The following is a 20,563-nucleotide window of genomic DNA, read 5'->3' on the forward strand; positions in this document are numbered from 1 at the left end:
GATTTCCTTTTTTCCTCCAAGGTAGCCTCTCTATCTCAAAAGGAGTCACACCTTATTTATTTTAAAAATGTGTCTTGACAAAGGGGTCCACTTTATGGACTTGTATAATAACGAAGTGATTGCTTATCAAATTAGCGATACGCAGTACGTTGATTTTGTGTTAGAAACGTTGCGTAAAGCGTGTAATGTAAGAGAAACACATGAGGTGATTTTACACAGCGATCAAGGGGCTCAATATACATCTTATGCCTTTCAGGCCTCGGCAAAAGAAAACGGCATTACCACAAGCATGTCCCGCAAAGGCAATTGCTTTGATCATGCCGTCATCGAATCCTTCCATTCCTCAATAAAGTCGGAAGAATTCGCCGCTCCGTTAAGAGCGACCCTAACAACTACTATTGTAATAGAAAATGTAGCAAATCACATGTATTATTACAATTATATACGACCTTTTTCAAAATTAAATTGCCACAGCCCTGTTGAATACAGGACCATGGCAGCCTAGGTGTTTTTTCTTGTCTCGTTTCACTGGGTCAGTTCAATTAGCAAGGTGGGGATTATTAATGTTTACTTTAAAAACATGGTTTATTTACATCTAGCATATGAAATTGTAAGTTGGGTAGCTATTCCAACTATACTTCCTTTAAAACCTGCTTTAGCCAATTTCTTAGCCGCACTTAAGTACTCACCATCATATAAATGTCCGTAGATAGTAGAAATTACAGTAGTAGGTACAAAGCCTTCAAAAAAAGAATTCAATTCATCCTGCATACATTCTACATCTGTTGGGGGTATGACTAATGAAGGTGAAACCTTATTTAATTCTTCTGTCTTGTTAGAAGGCTCATTTATGCATGGTTTTGAGTCATTTTTTTGTTTCAAAGCATCTAAAGATTCACCGTATTTTTTTTCTATCATCTCAATGTCAACATTTTCTATTTCACCATTTGAGTCTTTAACTGTTGCTTTTTCATAAACGAATTCTAGTGTTTCAGCAAGTTCATCAACCTTCTTGTCTTCTTGTGTCTTCGCTTGTACAGTTGGAGCAGTGGAAGGTAATAGTACTGCAAGAACAGTCATCAGAGCTAAACAGCTAATCCAAATTCTTTTCATTGAAAAAACTCCTTTAAATAACATTTTTGGGTTTAATTCCCTATTATGAGTATCTCATTTTTCCATCCATTATTCAACCATAAAAAAGTTGAATAATGGATGGAATAAAATGTATATACAATCATATTATTACAGACTCATGATAAACTACCTGCAATTAATATTCATAAGTCCACTTCTCAACCTCAATACCTATTATTCTTTTTTAATCCTAAATAAACTGTAATATCAGGGGACCCTATAATATAAGGACGGTTAACCGTACGATAATTCACCGGTCCCACTAGTAGATGATTCAGTTGCTGCTCCCGGCTGAGTCGGAATTATTCTTCATACTAGGCTATTTTCAATTCCAGTTTCGCGTTTTGGGTTCAAGTGAACAGCTATCGTCTCCCATTTTTCTTTTGTTGTTGCTAGGTCGCATTTCGTTGGTTTCGTCATAATTATTTTTTCAATAAATGTCGCTTATATCCCTTTCTCGATCTAGAAAAAAACAAAGGATTTTTTGAGCTTGTATTGAAGGGTCTACTATTAGGTGACAGATAGGCAGTTCATTTAACAACTAGCGTAACTGCTGCTCACTGATATACAGGAAAGTTAATGTGTCTTCCGCCAGCTGTTGAAATCTTTTACATTAAACTCAATATTATTTTTTATTTGAAAAAAATTCTATAACAAACCATGCAATTACCATTCCAACTAAGCTTATAAAAAAGTTGGTTATCCAATTAAATGTGTTATTGAGAATGTAATCAAACATACAAAGTGAAAAATATAAAGCCACCCCTAAGGTGATTCTTGTTTTGTTTTTCATAGTGAACTCCTTCCAGTGTTTTATGTAAATTTGCATGTTAAATCATACCTTTTATTTTCCATTAATATCCATTAAAATGTGTGCAAAAAGAGACACCTTTCTCTAAAATGGAGTCATGCACGACACTCAAGAAAGGATGTCTCTCTCGAATCATCGTATCACATTACCGAACTTACTCCAAAAACGAAATCTAGATGATTAGTTGCAGGAGCTTTTAGAGAACGTTGGTTATATTGTTACTGGTAGTAAACTAGACGTCTTCACTCTACTTCACTACTTAACGAACGCATCGGCTCATGCATGGACAGGATACCGCCAAAGAGCTTTGGGAGGCCTCGTCATGAACGGCAGAAGACGATAGATGCCGATAACTAACGGGAATGCTGGCAGATTGAGTCTTTCTTGCGGTGGATTAAACAATATTGGTATATTCTAACGTTGTTTGGAACGACGCCGAACGCCGTATTTAATCAGCTTTATGCAACCTCGATCACTTTTGTTCTGCCACGTTGATTGTATCAGCGAACTTTTAAAGGAAAAGTGGACTTATGTCAAGAAAGTAGACATTTTCTCTTGGTCATTTTTTGTGTCAAGATCCTACCGCGCTCCGCTTGGTGCGCCCCCTGGAAGGATACGTCGAAACCCTTGACGTATCCTTCCAGGGGTCCTCATGGTTCTTTGAAGATACTGGTTCCGGATTCGGGCTGTGGTACTTCCGTTCCAATTGATTAGGGGTATCATAAGCCAGGGTCGAATGTTTGCGATGTTCATTATAACGATGACTAATATAATAATTAATGGCCTGCATCGCTTCAGAACGGGTCTGGAATCGAAGTCGATAGATAAGGTCTTTTTTTATGGTGGCATGGAACGATTCGATGCAGGCGTTGTCATAGGGGTTGCCTGTCCGGCTCATGCTGATTTGAATATCATACGCCTTGAGTTGATGGATATAGTCTTTCGAACAATATTGCGATCCCCGATCGGAATGATGAAGAAGATGGGGACCAGGAGATCGGCTGATGAAAGCTCGGTCTAACGCCGGCAGAACCAACTCTTTGGTCATGTGGGAAGCCATATTCCAACCGATAATTTTCCGGGAAAAAAGATCCATGATAGTGGCCAGATAGATCCATCCTTCCAGCGTCCAGATGTACGTAATATCGGTCACCCATACACGATCCGGCTGGGACACGGTGAAATCCTGATTTAAAAGGTTCGGGTATACATACAGGGAATGATTCGAGTCGGTGGTCGTCCGAAACTTTTCCTGAAGGGTCGCACGTAACCCCGGTTCCTGCATCATACGGGCAACGGTCTTCTGAGAGATGACATATATCTCTTCCAGGACATCATTATGAACCCTGGGGCTGCCATACGTTTTCCCGCTGTTATAAAACGATTTCTTGATCTTTTGGATCAACCCTTTCCTGTACCTTTCTTTTTCCAGATTGGGGGTCTGTTTCGCCGTTAACCATTTATAATAGCCGCTCTTCGATACGTTCAATACACGGCACATCGTCACAACAGCATATTCATCTCGATGAGCATCGATGAAGCTGTAGATTATTCCGGGTTTTTGGTGAAGATGTGCATAGCCTTTTTTAGTATCTCATTTTCCTCTCTTAACTGCTGTACTTCTTTTTCGTGTTTTCTTCTCTCTTTCTCCAGCTCACTTGGGGTTAAATAGTTTTCCCCCGGCTTTCGATCCTTGACTTCCCTGTAATGGGTCACCCATTTTCGCATGGTCGAATACGGGATTTCCAGTTCATAGGCCAGCTCTTTCCCTTGTCTTTCCTCATCGACCACTAACTTCGCTACATAATCCTTATACTCTTGATTATAGGGCTTACTCATTGCTTCCACGTCTTTTTGAAATAGTATCTTCATTAAAAACAATTCTCTCAAGAACGTGTCTACTTTTTAGACTAACTCTAAAAAGTGATCGAAACACAGTCTTTTAATCGCTTTATTTGTCATTTTCCGTCTCAAATTTCCCCGCCGACTAACCGCACGCTTTATAGAAAAACGAAAGCTGCCGATCACCGGCAGCTTTCGTTTGAAACAGCGTTTATTATATCCGCCCGTTCATAATATCAGCGGCGATGTCGTAGGAGCGCAGGCGCGCCTCCGCGTCATAAATCTGGGCGTTGATCATGATTTCATCGGCCTGGGTGTCCTGCAGGAAGCGGTGGAGCCCGTTTTTCACCTTCTCGGGGCCGCCGACGATGGACGAGCCGAGCTGACGCTGGATCGAGAATTTCTCGTTTTCATTCCAGATGCGGTCCATGTTCTCGACCGGCGGCTGGAGCTTCATTTCGGTGCCGCGGACCATGTTGAGGAACTGCTGCATCATCGTGGTGCTCAAGTAGTCCGCTTCGTCGTCGGTGTCGGCGGCGATGACGTTGGCGCACACCATGCCGTATGGTTCCGCCAGCACGTGCGACGGCTGGAACGATTCGCGGTACAGGTTCATCGCCGGAATCGTGTTGTCCGGGGAGAAATGGCTCGCAAACGCAAACGGCAGTCCGAGCTGTCCGGCGAGCTGGGCGCTGAAACCGCTGGAACCGAGGAGCCAGATCGGAATGTCGAGTCCCTGGCCGGGGAACGCGCGGATACGCGGGTTTTCCGGCGTGAGCTGGGAATCGAGGTACTGGCGCAGTTCTGCGAGCATCTGCGGGAAATCGTGGCCGTCGCTTTTGCTGCTGCGTCGCAGCGCCTGCATCGTCGGCTGGTCTGTGCCGGGTGCGCGGCCGAGTCCGAGGTCGATGCGGTTTGGATACAGCGTCTCAAGAGTCCCGAACTGCTCGGCGATCATGAGCGGCGCGTGGTTCGGGAGCATGATGCCGCCGGAGCCGACCCGGATCGAGGACGTGGCGCCGGCGACGTGGCCTATAAGTACCGATGTCGCGGAACTGCCGATAAACGGCATGTTGTGGTGTTCGGCGAGCCAGAAGCGTTCGTAGCCGCGCTCTTCTGCGCGCCTTGCGAGGTCGACCGTGTTCTGATAGGAATCAGCCGCGGTGCCTCCTTCTACAATGGGAGAAAGGTCGAGCACGGAGTAACGGGTGTTTTCGAATACGTGACTCATTTATGGTTCCCTTCTTTCTTTTTGCTTGATGTACCGGTGCTATTTTACCAATCGCGCGGCATGAGCCCAAGCAATCTGTTTTCCGGCGGGGCGGGGCAGGGCATGGATGCTCAGCTTCTGCTTCTTTGGCTCTTTATTTGCGCCGGTTGTTATCGCTTGCGGCGCGGCTGGTGCGTGTTTTTTCTCGGGGTGTGGGATTGGCAGGGTATTCATGCTATGGTAGACATATGGTGAAATGGAGACGTTATGTGTGTTGTTTTTCTACACGTGTCGGGGGTTTGGATTTGGTGTGGAAGGGAATGAGGAGGAAAAAGGGTGAAAAGTGGGGGATGTAAAATGGCAGAGACGTTGCAGACGAGACAGGTTGATGCGATGGGCCGGGTTGTTATTCCGAAAGATATCCGGGATGCGCTGACATTGACGGAGCACCCGCTTTCGCTGCAGTTTGAGGCGAATCGTCAGGCGGTGCTTGTGTTCAAAGCTCCGGAGGATGAGGACGAGGAAGACCACAAGATTCTGGATGAACAGGGGCGTCTGCTTATTCCGGCGGAGGTGCGGCGCCAGTTTGATTGGAATCAGGGCGATAAGATTGAAATGCAGCAGGAGAAGGAAGGTGTTCTTCTGCAGGGAGAGGGCGCGCGCTGTGCGGTTTGTGAGAACCGGGCGTCGCTCGTGAAGATCAGGGGCCGGTTTTTGTGCCGGGTCTGCATGGAGGATGCGGGCGCGGCCTGGACGGAGCGCTGGCAGGATGTGCTGCAGGAGGTGGTTGGCGATTACATCGGTTACTGCGAAAAGTGTGTGTCGACTGCTGATCCGGAGGATATCCACCAGGCGCGGGTGAAAGGACGCCGTCTCCGGACGCTGCTGGAGTTCTTGGGAGCGCCGGATGGTCATAAGTTGTTTGAAAGGCTGGATGACGCGCATAAACAGCTCGGCCGGGTCCGGGAGCGCGATGTGTTTCTCGCGGACGTTAAGGAGCGGGCTGCGCAGGCGGATGATGCGGAAGAGGCTGCTGTCTTTCATGAAGCGGCAGCGGTTGTGGAGCGTAAGCGCGGAAAAGAACAGGAGAAGCTTGCCGGCAGTCTGCCGAAAATCATTAATGCGAAGTTCCAGCAGCACTGGGACCGGTTTTGTGTGAACGACCTTCCGTCTCTGGTCCGCACGCTTGATCTGCCGAAGCGGCTGCAGGATTTTGAAAATGTGTTTGAGGAGAAAAAAGAGATGTACCTTGAGGCGGCAGACGAGAAAGGCAAAGCTTCAAAAGCGGCGCTCAAGGCGCTGCATGACGTGCGTATCGAAGCGAAGCGGCTCCGCTACGTGTACGGCTACGCGGCGGTCATTTACAGCACCGATTACGCCGCTTACAGCAAATCATACAAGAAATACCAGCGCCGTTTCGGTGACATCAATGACAAGCGCGATGTGCTGAAGAAGCTGGAAGATTCGAGGAAGAAAATGAATGTGCCCGGGGAGCAGATTGACGCGGTGAGAGAGCAGCTGAAGAATGGTCTCGAGAAACACGCCGAGGCGGTGGAACTGTAAACCGGATTTTTCGAAATTGCTGAAACGAATCGTTTGAAAGCTGCGTATGTTCAGGCAGAAAGAGGTGGTAGTGATGGCAGAACCAGCTGTCATGCTGGATGGGATCTCAAAGCAGTACGGATCCTTTTTAGCAGCGGATAACATATCGATTACGGTACCGAAGGGGGAACTCTTCGGTTTTCTCGGTCCGAACGGGGCGGGGAAGACGACGACGATTAAAATGATGACGGGGCTGCTTGAGCCGACGGACGGCACGATTGAGATCGGCGGCGTCGACATGTGGAAACACCCGCTTCAGGCGAAAAAAAAGATTGCCTACGTGCCGGATCATCCGACGCTCTATGAAAAGCTCACCGGCTGGGAATATGTCCGCTTCATCGCTTCCGTCTTCGGCATTCCCGCCCGGCAGGCGGAGGAAAAAGCGGTCCGCCTGTTTGATTTATTTTCGCTTGGGAGCCGGGCTGATGAGCTGATAGAGGGGTATTCCCACGGGATGAAGCAGAAAATGGCGCTGACCGGTGCGCTGCTGCACGATCCGGATGTTATTTTTCTCGATGAGCCGACGGTCGGGCTTGATCCAAAGAGCGCGAAGACGCTGAAAGACCTGCTGCGGCAGCTATGCGACGATGGTACGACCGTGTTCGTCTCGACGCATATTCTCGAAATCGCCCAAGAGATGTGTGACCGGATCGGCATCATCCGGGACGGGAAGATTGCAGCGCTTGGAACGATGGAAGAACTGCGCGGAGAAAGCAGCGCAAGTCTCGAGGATATTTTCCTTGAGCTGACCGGGGATGAGGAGCAGCAGGAACTGATCCGGGAGCTTGCCGGTGGGAGGTCGGATGCGCCATGATCCGTACACTGCTTGGTGTGCAGGCCAGGATGTTGAAACATACGATGGAAACCAACAAGACCGGTACGAATGTCTCGCATGCCATCATTGGATTTGTCGTTATACTATTTCTTCTGTTCGCCTTGAACATCGTCACGTCGCTTCCGACGGCGTACGATACCGAGCTGGTGGAACTGCTCTTTTCGTACGTTTTCATGATGGTGCTTGGGCTTATCCTTTTGATGGGGGTGCCGCAGGTGTTCAAGCACCTGTATGCCTCACGGGACTTGACGTTTTTGTTCACCCTGCCGATCAAGGTGAGCCACATTTTCTGGGTGAAATACATACAAAGTTTTCTCAACATACCGGCGGCGCTGTTTATCGTGACGTTTCTGCCGGGGCTTGCTTACGGGCTTCACGCCGGGGTGCACGGGTTCTTTTACCCCGCCCTGCTCGTCGTGACGCTGGCCATTCCGGCGCTCGGCGTGGCGGCTGCCTACTTTATCAACATGGGGCTCGTGCATATCATTCCAGCTAAGCGCGCCAATGAATTGATGACCGTGATGAGCGCGGTGTCCGGCGTGCTCGTGTACGGCATGTTCCAGCTTCCGAACCTGTTGACGGAGCCAGGGCCAGGTTCCGAGACGGCGCTTCCAACCGGTCTGCTGCCTGAGATGCCGGCCTGGCTTCCGATGAGCTGGGGGGCGTCTGCGTTAACGAGCGCGATGGCAGGAGACGTATCGTTTCTACTTCCGACGGTCGGGCTCGCCGTTGCCGCCGCCGGGCTGTCGTTTGCCGCCTCCGCTCTCGTCGAGAAAGGCTTTCGAAGCGGCTGGATTCAATTAAATGAAGGAAAAAATAAAAAGAAAAAAGCCGGAGAAAAAGGACGCCGGTTCAAGGTCGGATCGCCGGTCGCCGAAATCGGATGGAAAGAATGGCGCTACATGAAGCGCGACATCAGGGAATGGCTCATTTTCATGCCGTTTGTATTTTTGTTTATCTTTATGGGATTCGGTTATACGGCCGGCAGCTCATCGGTTGCGGCATTCAGAGAGCTGGACCCGGTTCTGTCCTGGACCGCGGTGCAGGCGGCGGCGCTTTTTATCTACGCGTTTTTCAACGGCAGTCTGTCCGCATCATTCGTCGCCCGCGAAGCAGGATCGACCTGGATGCTGCACGTCCTTCCGCTGACAGGTGTGCAGATTGCGTGCGGAAAGCTGTGGATGAGCTGGCTCATTCCCTTTCTTCCCGTATCTGTACTTCAGATGACGGCTGGTATTCTGCTCGGATGGCCGGTGTCTTTCTTTCTCCTCGGCTTGGTGCTCAGCGCGCTCATCAGCCCCGCGCTGAGTGCGCTTGGCATCTGGACCGGCGCCATCGGCGGAAAATACAATCCTTCCAACCCGCAGAACCGGCTGCAGTTCGCACCGTCGCTCCTGATGCTGGTACTGTCCTATGTGTATGTGCTGCTGACGCTGATTCCCGTGCTGCTTGTCGTTGTCCCCGCGGAAAGCGCCGGGTTGTTTGAAAAAGTTGCAGGGGGCGGTATCATAGGAGGCAGTGCGTCCGCAGCCGCGTCGCTTCTGCAGCTGAAACTGACAAACAGCGCGCTCGTTACGGCGGGCAGCATTCTCGTGTTTCTTTTTCTCACCATAGGCACATGTGTGGCATTTCTGTACCTGGCCGGACGCCGCATCGAACAGGGCATCCAGGTAAGTATGCCGGACAGCAAAGAGTGAAAAAAAGTAGGGTTGAAACCGGCTGTGTGATATAATGGCTGTACCACGAAGAAAGGAACGATGGCTATGCCGGAAGAAACAACGCAGCTGCTGCATGCTCTCCTGGAAGGTCAGAAAGAAATCACTGCCAGTGTTAAATCGCTGGATGACCGCATGACAAGATTGGAAGGCCGTTTTGACAAGCTGGAGCTCCGGTTCGATAACCTGGAGGGCCGCTTTGACAAGTTGGAGGGTCGCTTTGACAAGCTGGAGGGCCGTTTCGACAACCTGGAAGGTCGTTTTGACAAGTTGGAAGGCCGTTTTGACAGATTGGAAGTCAAAGTAGACAAGCTGGATAAGGGCCAGGACGAAATCAAAGAGCGCCTCTCTAAAGTGGAAAGTGGTGTCGATCTGCTGGCGATGAAAGGCTGGCACCATGAGCAGGAAGTATATGATATGAAAAAGAAACTGGAACACAGCCGGACGAGCGGCAGATAAAGAAACGCACATATCCGGATGAGGACGCCCGCGCGCTCATCCGGTTTTTTTTGTGCTCGGGAGGATGAAGAAAGGAGGGTCTAGTTACGTTTAGCTGTTGGAAATGGCTGCAAACGTCATGTAGGAGGTGTCATGCAGCCAAAACCGGTAACATCGGACGCCCAAACGTCATCATGGGACATTCATAGTTACGTTTAGGCCATCTCGAAAGCAGCTAAACGCAACCATGAGCAGTTCATACCTCCCTTTTTCATAAATAGGGACAGATAAACGTAGACAACTGCTCAAAATTTTCTCAGATTGCAATCATTGTGCCAATGGGGACACCGGACACTTTTCCTGATTTACAGGTAGTCCGTCTATGGAAGGGCGTGCTTTGTTTCCCGCATGGTTCGCACGGAATGGGCAAACTGCCGCGTTTCTGTTTCATCGAGAGGGAGGTCCATCACGCTGCGGATGCCGGTCCGGCCGACAACGGCGGGGACACCGATGTAGATGCCGCTTTCCCGGTATTCACCGTTCAGACGGGCAGACACAGGAAGCACCGCGTTTTCGTCGCGAACAACAGCTCTAGAAATCCGGGCGAGTGACATACCGATGCCAAAATGCGTCGACCCTTTCTGCTGAATGATGTCGTAGGCGGCCGACTGCACGCGTTGAAAAATCGTATCCAGTTCCTGCGCAGGCGCTATCGACCGGATGTCTTTCATGCCGGCGGACGCCATGCTCCAGACTGGGAGAGATGTATCGCCGTGCTCGCCGATGACCCAGGCCTGTATATCCTGCGCATCAATCTGAAAGGCTTCACTTAAAGCCGATTGCAGCCGGGCGGAATCAAGAACAGTGCCGGAGCCGATCACTCTTTCTGCCGGAAGACCTGATACCTGCTGGGTGATGTCGGTTAAAATATCGACTGGGTTGGCCGCCACAATAATTAGGCCGTCAAAACCAACTGCCATGACTTCGGTTATGATACGTTCAAAGATGTCCGCGTTTTTCGTAAGCAGATCCAGCCGCATTTCACCGGGTTTCTGTGCCAGTCCGGCAGTAATCACAACAAGTTCTGCTTCGCTGCAATCCTCATAGCCGCCGCTTCGGATTGTCACGGGCGACGGGGCAAACGGCACGGCATCGCGGAGATCGCGCGCTTCGCCTTCCGCTTTTTCCTTATTCACATCAATGAGTACAATCTCACCGGTCAGCCCCTGCTGCAACAGCGCATAGGCATAACTGCATCCAACAGCACCTGCTCCGATGATGACGATCCGGTTGGTAGTGGGTATCATATTTTTATCTCCTAACATGTGAATTATTTCACATACAATGATAACATAATACGTGAATTATTTCACAACCGAAAGAATGAATGTTTTGTGACACAAAAACTTCCCGTTTAAAAAACAGTCTCACAGGTAAAAGTATGGTAAGCATAGGGGAAGACACCTCGCAGCTGGTGAAGGGGATCAAGGCATTTCATAAAGCCGCATCGAAAGGAGCATCACCATGTCACTGAGAGACGACATCCACGCCTTGATTGACAGTCTGCCGGAAGAAAGTTTGGTGGAAGTGTACAATACCCTCTGGGAGTACAGGGAAGAAGAGGAGAAAGAAATTCATGAAGAAGCCAAAAAGGAAGTGCAGGCAGATAGGAGCCGGGACTGACTGTTGCCGCGCCCGGAACGGATGAATATACACAACGGTTTAAACATGCTAATATTTTAGTTGGAGATAATAGTAGAAACATAGAAAGGCGGGATATGACATGTTCAGTGAAAAATTAAAAGAAGGTTTAATTGAGCAGATGAATTACGAGTTTTATTCAGCCCATGCATATATGGCGGCAGCGGCTTACTGCTCCGCGGAAAGCCTGGACGGGTTCGCAAATTTCTTTCTCGTGCAGGCCGAAGAGGAACGTTTCCACGGCATGAAATTCTATCATTTTCTGAATGACATGGGTGCCCGTGCGTCTTTCCACGGATTCAGCGAGCCGAATAATGATTTTTCCTCCGTTCTCGATACATTTGAAAAAGGAATGCAGCAGGAGCAGGACGTCACCCAGCGTATCTATAAACTGGCGGACATGGCGCTGGATGAGCGCGAGCACGCGACGATGAACTTTTTGAACTGGTTCATTGAAGAACAGATCGAAGAAGAATCGCTGTTTGACGACTTGATTCAGAAACTGAAACGCATCAACAGTGACAGCAACGCGTTTTTCATGCTCGAAGAAGAACTCGGCAAGCGTAAATTCAACGCATCCGAAGAGGAGTAAGGCGCGGGTGGATCATCGCGTCGGACAGCACCCGGCATCAATCACATTACGTCCCTTATGTCCGGCGGTCCCGCTGTTCTCCGATGTTTCCTGATGATACACTAAAGAAAAAAGGAGACACCGCCATGGCTGACATAAACTATGAAGTTGTGGAACATATCGGCGTTCTGTCTGAATCGCCGAAAGGATGGACGAAAGAGTTGAACCGGGTGAGCTGGAACGACCGCGAACCGAAATATGACCTGCGGGACTGGGCGCCCGGCCGGGAGAAAATGGGCAAAGGCGTTACGCTCAGTACCGAAGAGATCGCACAGCTCAAAGAAGTGCTGCAGCATATGTCGTCCTAAACCAAGCAACTCCGTTTCCAACAAGGAAGCGGAGTTTTTTACGTTGGATCAGGATTACTCCTTCTTACTTCTCTTTTTAATGCTCCAATAATTGCTCCAGCGGAACTGTTAATTCTTCATCCGGGTATTCGAGGGAATAAATACGTGCGGTCCGTCCGTCTTCTGCGACATGCTGGATGTAGACAGGCGTACCGTCATAGGTGACATCCGCCATAACCGGGGAATCGGCGATATCACGGGCGCGTAACACATCCACGGTGTCATCACCTCCTTTTACGCAGATAGTATAACGATCCGTGGACGGTCTTATACGTTTCCAACCTTCCACAGCCGGCTTGATGTAACATCCCGCAACAATAAAGCCGCGATTATGATTTTATTTTAAAAAGTTGACCAAAACAGCCGATGATAAGAGTAAGAAGTGGATAAGGGGAAGGATAACGATGAAGTTTCAGAATATATTTCAGAAAAAAAAGAAAGATCCGCGCCGGAGCATGATGAAAGAAATCGAAGACGACCTGCAGAAGCTCCCGTATTCGATACAGTGTGTGGACAATATTTCCGTGCACGGCGCGGCATTGATTGATAAGGTGATCCTCTCTCCGTGCGGTATATATATCATAAACCAGCTTACAGATTCTGGTCATGTCCAGGCGGATATGGAAGAAGAAACATGGTATATTAATGAAACGAGCAGGATATGCAACCCGTTCTTCAAATTGAAGGAGTGGAAGCAAGCGGTGGCGTCCGGCTTACCTGCACATTATCATGACTACCTTATTTGTATTGCTGCTTTTTCTTCCCCGTCCACCTTTGACACGGACCCGGTTTGGCGGAAAAGCAGTTCCAGTCGGATTGTAATCCATCATAAAGAGATGGCCGAATACATGCAGCGACATATGTTTATCAGCCGTTTTCAGCAGAAAAGACCATTACTGGATGAAAAAAACCTCACAGCATTGCACGATATCTTAACATCTTCTCCGGCCGGACAGCGTTAAAAAATCTCCGTTTCCAAGCAGGAAGCGGAGGCTTTTTTTAATGTCGTGTTTTCATGGTACAATAAACCATCAAAAAAAGAGGAGGTTCCCTGTATGTCGGAATCAATGGAAGCGAACTGGGAATACCTGCTGAACATCACGAGGACGATGACGAGCATACATGATATTCAGGATGTGTTATCCACCATCACAGAAGCTGCTTTCAAGCTGATGATAAACAGTGATACTGTCATTTTATATCTATATGATGAAACAACAGAACATCTCCATTTTGTTGAAGGACTTGGAGTGAAAAAAGATGCCTTGGGGAAAGTTGCTTTTACATAAGACGCCGATAAAAGCAGGCAATCCGCTGATAAAGACAGGTAACCCGCTTGTAAAGGTATAGAAAATACTTCTGCAGGACGTGCGATCTTTTCGTAGAAGCTTCTTTCTCCAGCTTGGTCTGTTTTTCTTTTTCAAGAAATCACGAAACCTAAGTCCCATCATACAATATAAAGAGGAAGTATGATGAAACAGGGGGGACGTTCTCATTAGAATATTGTGGATTGCATATGACACGTCCCGTTTTGTTGATGATAATTTTTCTCTGTTGGAAAAAGAACTGGCAGCCGAACATGACTTGTATATTTGGAGAAAGCCCGGGCATATTCATTATATCCTGAAGCAGCTTCCTGAACCGCCGGATTTTATATTACTGCTGAATGACATTGGACAGAGGCTGTACCCCCGGGTGAAAGGACTTTCTACTACTAATATTCCCACGGGCCTGTTCGTGAATGACGTCCACCGCTTGTCTAAAATAAGAGATAATTATATAAGAAAGAACAACATTCCCTATATTTTTTCAGCTGTCCGGGACACGTTTCGATCAGTTTATCCTGCTCATAAGCATAAGTTGGTGTGGTTTCCCCACTTTATTGATTCGGATCGTTTTGACGATTATCAGCAGGAAAAAAACATTGAATTGTTAATGATGGGGGCTGTCGATGATCATTATCCGCTCCGGCAGAAAATACGCGCTACGTACAACCATGACCATCGGTTTGTATACCACTCCCACCCGGGCTACCATACCCTGTCCACAAAGGAGGAGAAAGACTATCTGATAGACAGAAAGTATGCGATGGAGTTGAATAAAGCAAAGCTGTTTTTTACGTGCCCCTCGATCTATCATTATCCTGTTAAAAAATATTTTGAAGCCCTTGCCTGCCGTACGCTTCTGCTGGCACCGACATTCCCTGAATTAGAAGATCTTGGATTTATCCCCGGTTATCATTTTGTGGCGGTGGATGAAACGAATTTTAAGGAAAAAGCGGATTACTATCTGCGGGAGCAAAGCGAGAGAGAAATAATCAGCACGCAGGGATATGAATTTGTCCATCAGTTTCATTCAAAGCATCAAAGAATGAAACAGTTAGTGACCAGCATGGAGAACATTATTCAGCAGCACATGTGACGAATTATATGGGACCTAACCGTGCAGGAGGTGCTACGCTTTAACTTTAGCAGGCACTCCTGTAACGACAAGCCCGCTTTCTACATCTTTTGTTACGACGGCTCCGGCTCCGACTACTGCGTTCTCTCCAATTTGGACGGCGGGAAGAAGCGATGCATTGTTTCCTATTTTGGCACCCTGCTTAATGCTGGGCCCGCGTAACGTATAGGCTTGGTTTCCCATATACTTATCATTGGACATGGAGACATTCGGACCGAGAAATACGTTGTTTTCTAAAATGGTGTCCCCGGTTACGTAAGCCTGCGTTTGAATGGTGCAGTTTTTTCCGATGCTGCTATTTCGTTCAACCACAGCTGATCTTCCAATTACCGTTTCATCTCCTACCAGTACATGTTCTCTAATACTGGCAAGATCGCCGATAAACACATTTTCCCCGACAAGCGTACCGGCGTATATTGACACTAAGTGGCCGATTTTTGTGCCGTTTTTAATCGTTAAGGGATGAATGTTTTGAACATTATTCCTCATGGTCTCATTTCCTTCTGGATGGATTCCTATGACACAATTAGCACCGATTTTTACGTTATCTCCTATGGAGGTGCCGTTTAAGATCACTGTGTTATGGCCGATAACCACATTGTTCCCGATCTCGACGTCTTTTTCGATCACTACATTTTTTCCGGTTTGCGCCTTGTTGGAATGATCAGACATATGCGTATCTCCCCTCTACATGTTTTCTATGCCTCAAAGTGCTGTAAGTACAGGAAGATACGCGAAACCGGAGAATATACCGGTTTCGCGTAATTGGTGCAGATCATCTTAGAAGATATCCACGATTACTGCTATGGCTAATAGAAGCTGTAATAGCAGTTGAATGTTGAGGGCCAGCTGCGTATCGTCTGTCTCAATAGTGACATCTCTGCTGTTCTCAATATACGTTTGCTGGTTCGTCACCTGCTTGATTTTCGAAGACTGTATCAATTCCTGTGTGAAATTGTCTGCTTTTGTGGTATCGCCATCGAAGACGGTAATGGAAATGGTGATCAAAAGTGCTGCCTGCAGCCCTGCCTGCAAGTTTAAGGCACCTTTCGTATCGGCGGTTGACACTTTTACGTCACAAGAGTCAATGACTTCGATATACTCATCAGACGCCTGCACGGTTTTGTTTGATTGTTCTGCTGACTGTGTTTCCCCGCCACTCCCGCAGGAAGGCGTGCCGCCGTGGGAACAGGATGGATCCAGCGCATTCCATTTTCTGTGGTACCTTCTATCCCGCTTTCTTTCTCTGTACCCGTCCCGGTCTTCGTAGTGATCCCGGTCTCCGTAGTGATCCCGGTCCTCGTAGTAGTCTTGATCCTCGCAACACTGGTCCCGGTCCTCATACTGGTCTCGGTCTTTGTACTTATCCCGGTACTTATCCCGGTACTTATCCTGGTACTTATCCCGGTCTTTATCTCTGTCCCACTTTCTGTATCTGTTTCGGTCTCTGTCTTTACATTTACTCATTCTTTTACCTCCTTTCTACTACACAATATGACGAAGAAATATACTGGTTTGGACAAACTACCTAATATATTCGTTTGTTTTTCTATCATTTAGTTATTGTTGGAAGTCGTATTGCCCTCATCGGCGGCCTGCTGGTCTTCAAGAAATTGATTAACTTCACCTTGAATTTCCTGGATTATACTCTGCAATAACTCTCTATCTTCGTCTGAAACCTGTAAAGTGCCTGGATCTACATTGTATTTTCTCATCAGTTTTTTAACTAACATCTCTGTCAGTCGTGGGTTTTGCTGCATGTTTTTCCCTCCTTTATTCTTTTTCTATATACATCAAATGCAAAGCCTGCGTTATTGTATAGGGAGACTACTAACTCTTCCGCCTATTTTACGGGAAATACACTAACAACTAATCAAAACTATTCGCCGCTGCCATAGAGTCTGCCGCTCTTTTGCATACATTTATTTTTCAAACATATCTTATATGTATAGGGGAACCTTGTTATAAACCGATACATATACAGGAAATACGGGGTCGAAAAAAGAAAAGTCAGCGGTGCAGAAGGTTTGGATGATAAGACATCAAGAGGAGGACAAAAATGAATATGCCTGATTTCACGCCGCGTTTGGCAGCTGTCAGTAAAGACAGGTATAAAATCAAATTTCTGGAGGACGGATACCCGGGAAAGGATACAGGGGATAATGTCGCTCCGCATCCAATCTATGGAATATATGTCATAAGAGATTATCTGTATCAATACAAAAAAACAAAGAATCCCGCCTATCAAGAAGCAGCCATCACAGTAGCTGACGCTGCTATCGGGCGGATGAGCAGCTTTCATCATTCTCTCGTCTATTGGTATAGAGAAGGCACAGTTTTTAATTCAACAAACAAGGATTATTATTCCGGCCTCACTCAGGCCTACTATGCCGAGATGTTAGCTCAAATGTATGTTACTACCGGCCGTGAGAGATATAAAGAAGCGGCAGAAAACGTATATCAGAGCTTGAAAATCCCGGTGGAGAAAGGGGGAGTCTTTCATCAGTCTTCCCACGGACCCAGTATTCAGGAGTATCCCATGTCGCCGAACGGTTATGTGTTAAACGGCTGGCTTTCTGCCCTCTCGTCGATAAAGCATTATGCTGAATTAACGGGAGACGAAGAGGCCGGCGTGTTTTGGCGTGACAATTTGCAGACAATGATTGAATTACTGCCATTGTTTGACGCTCCTCATCTTGCTAATTCCCGGTACACACTAAATGGAATGGTCACTATGAAGGTGTTGTCCTCTTCCAACCTTGAACTCCAGGACGTGCGTATCAGGGTGCCGGGTGAAGGAGAGTACAATGTCTTTGTTGCGGAAAATAAAAAATATGAGCATTTTATTGTCAAATCCTCTGTCCTTCAACATCGTCAAAACGTATATTTGAAAAATAAGAGTGCTTTACTCAAAGTATTGTTAAGCAGGTATTCCTACCCCAAGGAGAATGAACTGACATTTACGCTTTACAGTCCCGGGGAGAGCACCGTTCAATTTTTGATGGTACCTCCAACGTATTTTCCCAAAAATATTATCAAAGAACAGCAGTCCCGTTATCAGCAAATCAAAAAGGTGCCCATACAGAAAGGAAAAAACGAGATTACCATCAACGTACCATGGGATATGTTACAGGATCTTGGCGAACCGACGAGATTTAAACAGTTTGGGTCCAAATGGCATAATGTTTATCATTTTATACACCTTCACAGATTAGAAGAGTTTTATGAGATAACAAAAAATGAGAAGCTGCTGGACTATATAACAAAATGGAAGAGATGTGTAGAGTCATGGAATAAGATTCCATTGTATAACGGATTGGAAAAGACGCCATATAAAGGTAGATAATAAAAGGTGAAACGGGGAGGGAAAGATGAAAAAAGTATGCATGTTGGTTCATACCCATTCTTTTTTGGATTCTAGAATTTTTCACAAGGAAGCGAAAACTTTACAGAAAAATGGCTATGAGGTGACAATGATCGTTCCCAGAATGAAGGGTAAACTGTTTAATATAGATAAAGAACCCTTTCAAAATAAATTTCTGCAAAAATCGTTCAGGCATGAGGGAATAAATATTGTTACGTACAATGTGGAGAGTTTTAAACCAACGGCGCCTATGATGCAGAAAAAATTAAAGTCGGTCTCGGCCAATTTCAATAATGTTTTAACAAATATTGGACTGAACCAGCAGGCTGACATTTATCATGCTCATGAAACGGCTTCGTTGTACGCGGGGATCGGGGTTAAAAGAGCAATGAAAAACAAAGGAAAAGAAGCCAAACTTATTTTTGACAGCCATGACCTCATTCCTGATCCATTTGAGGAGTCCCAAACGAAAAATGCGGTAACGGGAAACCTTTTGGATACGATGTTAAAAGAAGTGGACCAGTTAATTACAGTTTCTCCTTCCATTAAGTCCTGGTATATTGCGAAAAACCCTTTACTTCCGATAGAGGTTATTTATAATTCGCCGCCTTTGAATGAAGAGTTTCAACCAAAAGAATATGAAACGAAATCACTGACCGTTGGGTATGAAGGACACATTGCTGATCATAAGAAGGGAAGCAGCGATAAGATATTTAAAATAACTGATTTATGTTCCGCGACTATCGATTTTCGTTTTAAAGTTATTGGAGGAGTGCTGCATGGACACACGCTTTCCATTCCTGACCATCTTCAGGAGAAGGTGAAAGTAACCGGGTGGATAGACTATCAGCAAATATCCGAGCAGATGAAAGAGATAGATGTAGGATGGATTGATTTTGATGACCTCAAGTCTTCTCTGAATCGATCTTATGCGCTGCCTAATAAACTTTTCAGTTATTTAAACAACGGAGTCCCGGTGGTGGTAAATAAATGTCATGAAATGGAACACTTTATAAGAACGCATAAATGCGGAATGGTCATCAATAAGACAAGGGCCACCTCTGAAGACTATGCAGAAGCCTTTCTATTCTTACATGAAAACAGGGATAAATTAAAGCAGATGAGTATCAATGCAAGAAAGGTCATGGAAAGGATCTATAGCTGGGAGAAAATGGAGAAGGACCTATTGTTGGTTTATCAGTCCCTGACTTCCAATCGTTTTAACTCCTTTTACTTTTAAACAAACAATCTCCCCTTTAGGACATGGCAAAGGGGAGATTGTTTACAATACGGTATATTTGGCCCGCTGCATTCCCATCGCCAAAAAGGGGGGGATAGGAGTGGGGGATATTTACATCGGCAACAGCTTTTCTCCATTCTGAAAGGTCCGCAGGATCCAGCAGCGTATTCCATTTTTCCCGGACGGTTTCCGCCCATTCTGTTTCCTTCCGTAGTGTAATACACGGAGTGCGAAGCATATAGGCTTCTTTTTGAATGCCGCCGGAATCCGTGAAAATCGTTTTGGCCTGGCTTTCCATGACTAACATATCCAGGTAGTTCAATGGTTCAATGAACAGAATATTGGAATTTGTGCCCTCGTTCCCCTTCTCCAACGCGCGTTTTGTCCTTGGATGCAGGGGAAAAACGACTTTTTTATCTAATTGTTGAAAGGCTTTAACAATATTCTTTAACCGGTTGGGCTCATCTGTATTTTCTGCCCGGTGAACCGTGGCAAGATAATAATCTTTTGCTTCCAGCTGCAACCGCTCGAGAATGTCTGATTGGTGAAAGGCTTTTTCTTTATAATGAAGAACGGCGTCATACATAATGTCTCCCGTTTGATACACACCGTCGCTGATTCCTTCCCGGGCTAAATGATCCACAGCTGCCTGAGAAGGGGCAAACAGGATGGTTGACAGGTGATCTGTCACGACCCGGTTTATTTCTTCGGGCATCCGTTTGTTGAAGCTGCGAAGTCCTGCTTCTACGTGGGCAACGGGGACATGCAGCTTGGACGCTGCCAGGCTGCCGGCAAGGGTGGAATTTGTATCTCCGTAAACAAGCACCAGGTCGGGTTTTTCTGTGTTTATCACCTCTTCCAGGTGAACCATCATGGCTGCGGTCTGTTTTCCATGAGACCCTGAGCCTGCGCCCAAATTGTAATCAGGGGCCGGAAGCTGCAGCTGCGTGAAAAATACATCCGACATATTTTTATCATAATGCTGTCCAGTATGGACGATGATTTCATTGATATTGTCGTCGTCTTGAAGAAGTCTGGATAACATACAGGCTTTAATAAACTGGGGTCTGGCTCCTAGTACGGTTACCATTTTCATCTCGTTTTTCCTCCCATGCTTTTTTTGTTTATGAAGCAGCTACAGTAAGCTATGAAAAGAGAGCACGCCCTGCCCCATCAGATAACACAAGGATAGAACCTAAATAATTTTTATGTTTTTGTACATAACGTAACATA

General features: G+C 46.7%; 23 protein-coding genes and 1 pseudogene. 14 read left to right on the forward strand and 10 right to left on the reverse strand.

Going from position 1 to position 20,563, the window contains the following annotated elements; translation table 11 throughout:
• Nucleotides 1-94: 94 nt before the first annotated feature.
• Nucleotides 95-505, forward strand: a pseudogene (locus tag BM124_RS16445) (transposase); the annotation flags it as partial.
• Between the two features lie 80 nt (nucleotides 506-585).
• Here the strand turns inward: BM124_RS16445 and BM124_RS16450 are convergent.
• The 4 genes from BM124_RS16450 to BM124_RS16470 form a co-directional block, all read right to left on the reverse strand.
• Nucleotides 586-1,113 carry a hypothetical protein gene (locus BM124_RS16450; RefSeq protein ID WP_093339147.1) on the reverse strand — a complete coding sequence of 176 codons (528 nt, stop codon included), beginning with the start codon at nucleotides 1,111-1,113 and terminating at the stop codon, nucleotides 586-588.
• Between the two features lie 1,403 nt (nucleotides 1,114-2,516).
• The gene (locus BM124_RS16460) at nucleotides 2,517-3,452 is read right to left on the reverse strand and encodes an IS3 family transposase (protein ID WP_093339150.1); all 936 of its coding nucleotides are present in this window, start codon (nucleotides 3,450-3,452) and stop codon (nucleotides 2,517-2,519) included.
• 41 nt (nucleotides 3,453-3,493) lie between these two features.
• Nucleotides 3,494-3,835 (reverse strand): transposase, encoded by a 342-nt coding sequence (locus tag BM124_RS16465; RefSeq protein ID WP_244504380.1) that lies wholly within the window; start codon nucleotides 3,833-3,835, stop codon nucleotides 3,494-3,496.
• A 166-nt stretch (nucleotides 3,836-4,001) separates the two neighbouring features.
• Complete coding sequence (locus tag BM124_RS16470; RefSeq protein ID WP_093339155.1) at nucleotides 4,002-5,018, reverse strand: LLM class flavin-dependent oxidoreductase; 1,017 nt, start codon at nucleotides 5,016-5,018, stop codon at nucleotides 4,002-4,004.
• Between the two features lie 21 nt (nucleotides 5,019-5,039).
• On the opposite strand from BM124_RS16470, the gene BM124_RS18620 reads away from it, so the two are divergent.
• From BM124_RS18620 to BM124_RS16490, 5 genes are all read left to right on the forward strand, one after another.
• Nucleotides 5,040-5,252 carry a hypothetical protein gene (locus BM124_RS18620; protein ID WP_212634976.1) on the forward strand — a complete coding sequence of 71 codons (213 nt, stop codon included), beginning with the start codon at nucleotides 5,040-5,042 and terminating at the stop codon, nucleotides 5,250-5,252.
• Between the two features lie 102 nt (nucleotides 5,253-5,354).
• The gene (locus BM124_RS16475) at nucleotides 5,355-6,560 is read left to right on the forward strand and encodes a CHAD domain-containing protein (protein WP_093339157.1); all 1,206 of its coding nucleotides are present in this window, start codon (nucleotides 5,355-5,357) and stop codon (nucleotides 6,558-6,560) included.
• A 73-nt stretch (nucleotides 6,561-6,633) separates the two neighbouring features.
• Nucleotides 6,634-7,413, forward strand: a complete 780-nt coding sequence (locus tag BM124_RS16480) for an ABC transporter ATP-binding protein (RefSeq protein ID WP_093339158.1) — start codon at nucleotides 6,634-6,636, stop codon at nucleotides 7,411-7,413.
• Nucleotides 7,410-9,131, forward strand: coding sequence for a putative ABC transporter permease subunit (locus BM124_RS16485; RefSeq protein WP_093339160.1), 1,722 nt, complete (start codon nucleotides 7,410-7,412; stop codon nucleotides 9,129-9,131). The genes BM124_RS16480 and BM124_RS16485 overlap by 4 nt, the downstream gene beginning before the upstream one ends.
• Nucleotides 9,132-9,197: 66 nt before the next feature.
• Nucleotides 9,198-9,608, forward strand: coding sequence for a DUF4164 family protein (locus BM124_RS16490; RefSeq protein ID WP_170841192.1), 411 nt, complete (start codon nucleotides 9,198-9,200; stop codon nucleotides 9,606-9,608).
• A gap of 359 nt (nucleotides 9,609-9,967) precedes the next feature.
• Here the strand turns inward: BM124_RS16490 and BM124_RS16495 are convergent, their stop codons facing one another.
• The gene (locus BM124_RS16495) at nucleotides 9,968-10,894 is read right to left on the reverse strand and encodes an L-lactate dehydrogenase (protein ID WP_244504381.1); all 927 of its coding nucleotides are present in this window, start codon (nucleotides 10,892-10,894) and stop codon (nucleotides 9,968-9,970) included.
• A 217-nt stretch (nucleotides 10,895-11,111) separates the two neighbouring features.
• On the opposite strand from BM124_RS16495, the gene BM124_RS19060 reads away from it, so the two are divergent.
• From BM124_RS19060 to BM124_RS16505, 3 genes are all read left to right on the forward strand, one after another.
• Nucleotides 11,112-11,270: a hypothetical protein gene (locus BM124_RS19060; RefSeq protein ID WP_170841193.1), complete on the forward strand. Its 159-nt coding sequence runs from the start codon at nucleotides 11,112-11,114 to the stop codon at nucleotides 11,268-11,270.
• A 100-nt stretch (nucleotides 11,271-11,370) separates the two neighbouring features.
• On the forward strand, nucleotides 11,371-11,880 hold the full coding sequence (locus BM124_RS16500) for a ferritin (RefSeq protein WP_093339165.1): 510 nt from the start codon (nucleotides 11,371-11,373) through the stop codon (nucleotides 11,878-11,880).
• Nucleotides 11,881-12,005: 125 nt separating this feature from the next.
• Nucleotides 12,006-12,227, forward strand: coding sequence for a YdbC family protein (locus BM124_RS16505; protein ID WP_093339166.1), 222 nt, complete (start codon nucleotides 12,006-12,008; stop codon nucleotides 12,225-12,227).
• 76 nt (nucleotides 12,228-12,303) lie between these two features.
• Here BM124_RS16505 and BM124_RS16510 read toward each other — a convergent pair whose 3' ends face one another.
• Nucleotides 12,304-12,483, reverse strand: a complete 180-nt coding sequence (locus BM124_RS16510) for an H-type small acid-soluble spore protein (RefSeq protein WP_093339168.1) — start codon at nucleotides 12,481-12,483, stop codon at nucleotides 12,304-12,306.
• Between the two features lie 187 nt (nucleotides 12,484-12,670).
• Here BM124_RS16510 and BM124_RS16515 point away from each other — a divergent pair, with 187 nt between their 5' ends.
• From BM124_RS16515 to BM124_RS16525, 3 genes are all read left to right on the forward strand, one after another.
• Entirely contained in the window at nucleotides 12,671-13,228 is a 558-nt protein-coding gene (locus tag BM124_RS16515; protein ID WP_093339169.1) for a nuclease-related domain-containing protein, read from the forward strand.
• A gap of 93 nt (nucleotides 13,229-13,321) precedes the next feature.
• Nucleotides 13,322-13,555 carry a hypothetical protein gene (locus tag BM124_RS16520; RefSeq protein ID WP_093339171.1) on the forward strand — a complete coding sequence of 78 codons (234 nt, stop codon included), beginning with the start codon at nucleotides 13,322-13,324 and terminating at the stop codon, nucleotides 13,553-13,555.
• Between the two features lie 265 nt (nucleotides 13,556-13,820).
• Nucleotides 13,821-14,687, forward strand: a complete 867-nt coding sequence (locus BM124_RS16525) for a glycosyltransferase (RefSeq protein WP_244504382.1) — start codon at nucleotides 13,821-13,823, stop codon at nucleotides 14,685-14,687.
• 33 nt (nucleotides 14,688-14,720) lie between these two features.
• On the opposite strand, the gene BM124_RS16530 is transcribed toward BM124_RS16525, so the two are convergent.
• The 3 genes from BM124_RS16530 to BM124_RS16545 all read right to left on the reverse strand — a co-directional run bounded on the left by BM124_RS16530 (nucleotide 14,721) and on the right by BM124_RS16545 (nucleotide 16,486).
• The gene (locus BM124_RS16530) at nucleotides 14,721-15,398 is read right to left on the reverse strand and encodes an acyltransferase (RefSeq protein WP_093339175.1); all 678 of its coding nucleotides are present in this window, start codon (nucleotides 15,396-15,398) and stop codon (nucleotides 14,721-14,723) included.
• A 108-nt stretch (nucleotides 15,399-15,506) separates the two neighbouring features.
• A complete protein-coding gene (locus tag BM124_RS19200) occupies nucleotides 15,507-16,193 on the reverse strand; it encodes a spore coat protein (RefSeq protein WP_212634977.1) in 687 nt (228 codons plus the stop codon).
• 89 nt (nucleotides 16,194-16,282) lie between these two features.
• Nucleotides 16,283-16,486, reverse strand: coding sequence for a hypothetical protein (locus BM124_RS16545; RefSeq protein WP_093339176.1), 204 nt, complete (start codon nucleotides 16,484-16,486; stop codon nucleotides 16,283-16,285).
• Nucleotides 16,487-16,785: 299 nt separating this feature from the next.
• On the opposite strand from BM124_RS16545, the gene BM124_RS16550 reads away from it, so the two are divergent.
• Together BM124_RS16550 and BM124_RS16555 are read left to right on the forward strand one after the other, a co-directional pair.
• Nucleotides 16,786-18,072: a D-glucuronyl C5-epimerase family protein gene (locus BM124_RS16550; protein WP_093339177.1), complete on the forward strand. Its 1,287-nt coding sequence runs from the start codon at nucleotides 16,786-16,788 to the stop codon at nucleotides 18,070-18,072.
• 40 nt (nucleotides 18,073-18,112) lie between these two features.
• Nucleotides 18,113-19,330, forward strand: a complete 1,218-nt coding sequence (locus BM124_RS16555) for a glycosyltransferase (protein ID WP_280139761.1) — start codon at nucleotides 18,113-18,115, stop codon at nucleotides 19,328-19,330.
• Nucleotides 19,331-19,346: 16 nt separating this feature from the next.
• Here BM124_RS16555 and wecB read toward each other — a convergent pair whose 3' ends face one another.
• Nucleotides 19,347-20,426 carry a non-hydrolyzing UDP-N-acetylglucosamine 2-epimerase gene (gene wecB / locus BM124_RS16560; protein WP_093339180.1) on the reverse strand — a complete coding sequence of 360 codons (1,080 nt, stop codon included), beginning with the start codon at nucleotides 20,424-20,426 and terminating at the stop codon, nucleotides 19,347-19,349.
• Nucleotides 20,427-20,563 lie beyond the last annotated feature (137 nt).

The organism is Salibacterium halotolerans, assembly GCF_900115625.1.
In the GTDB taxonomy this organism is placed as follows: Bacteria; Bacillota; Bacilli; order Bacillales; family Marinococcaceae; genus Salibacterium; species Salibacterium halotolerans.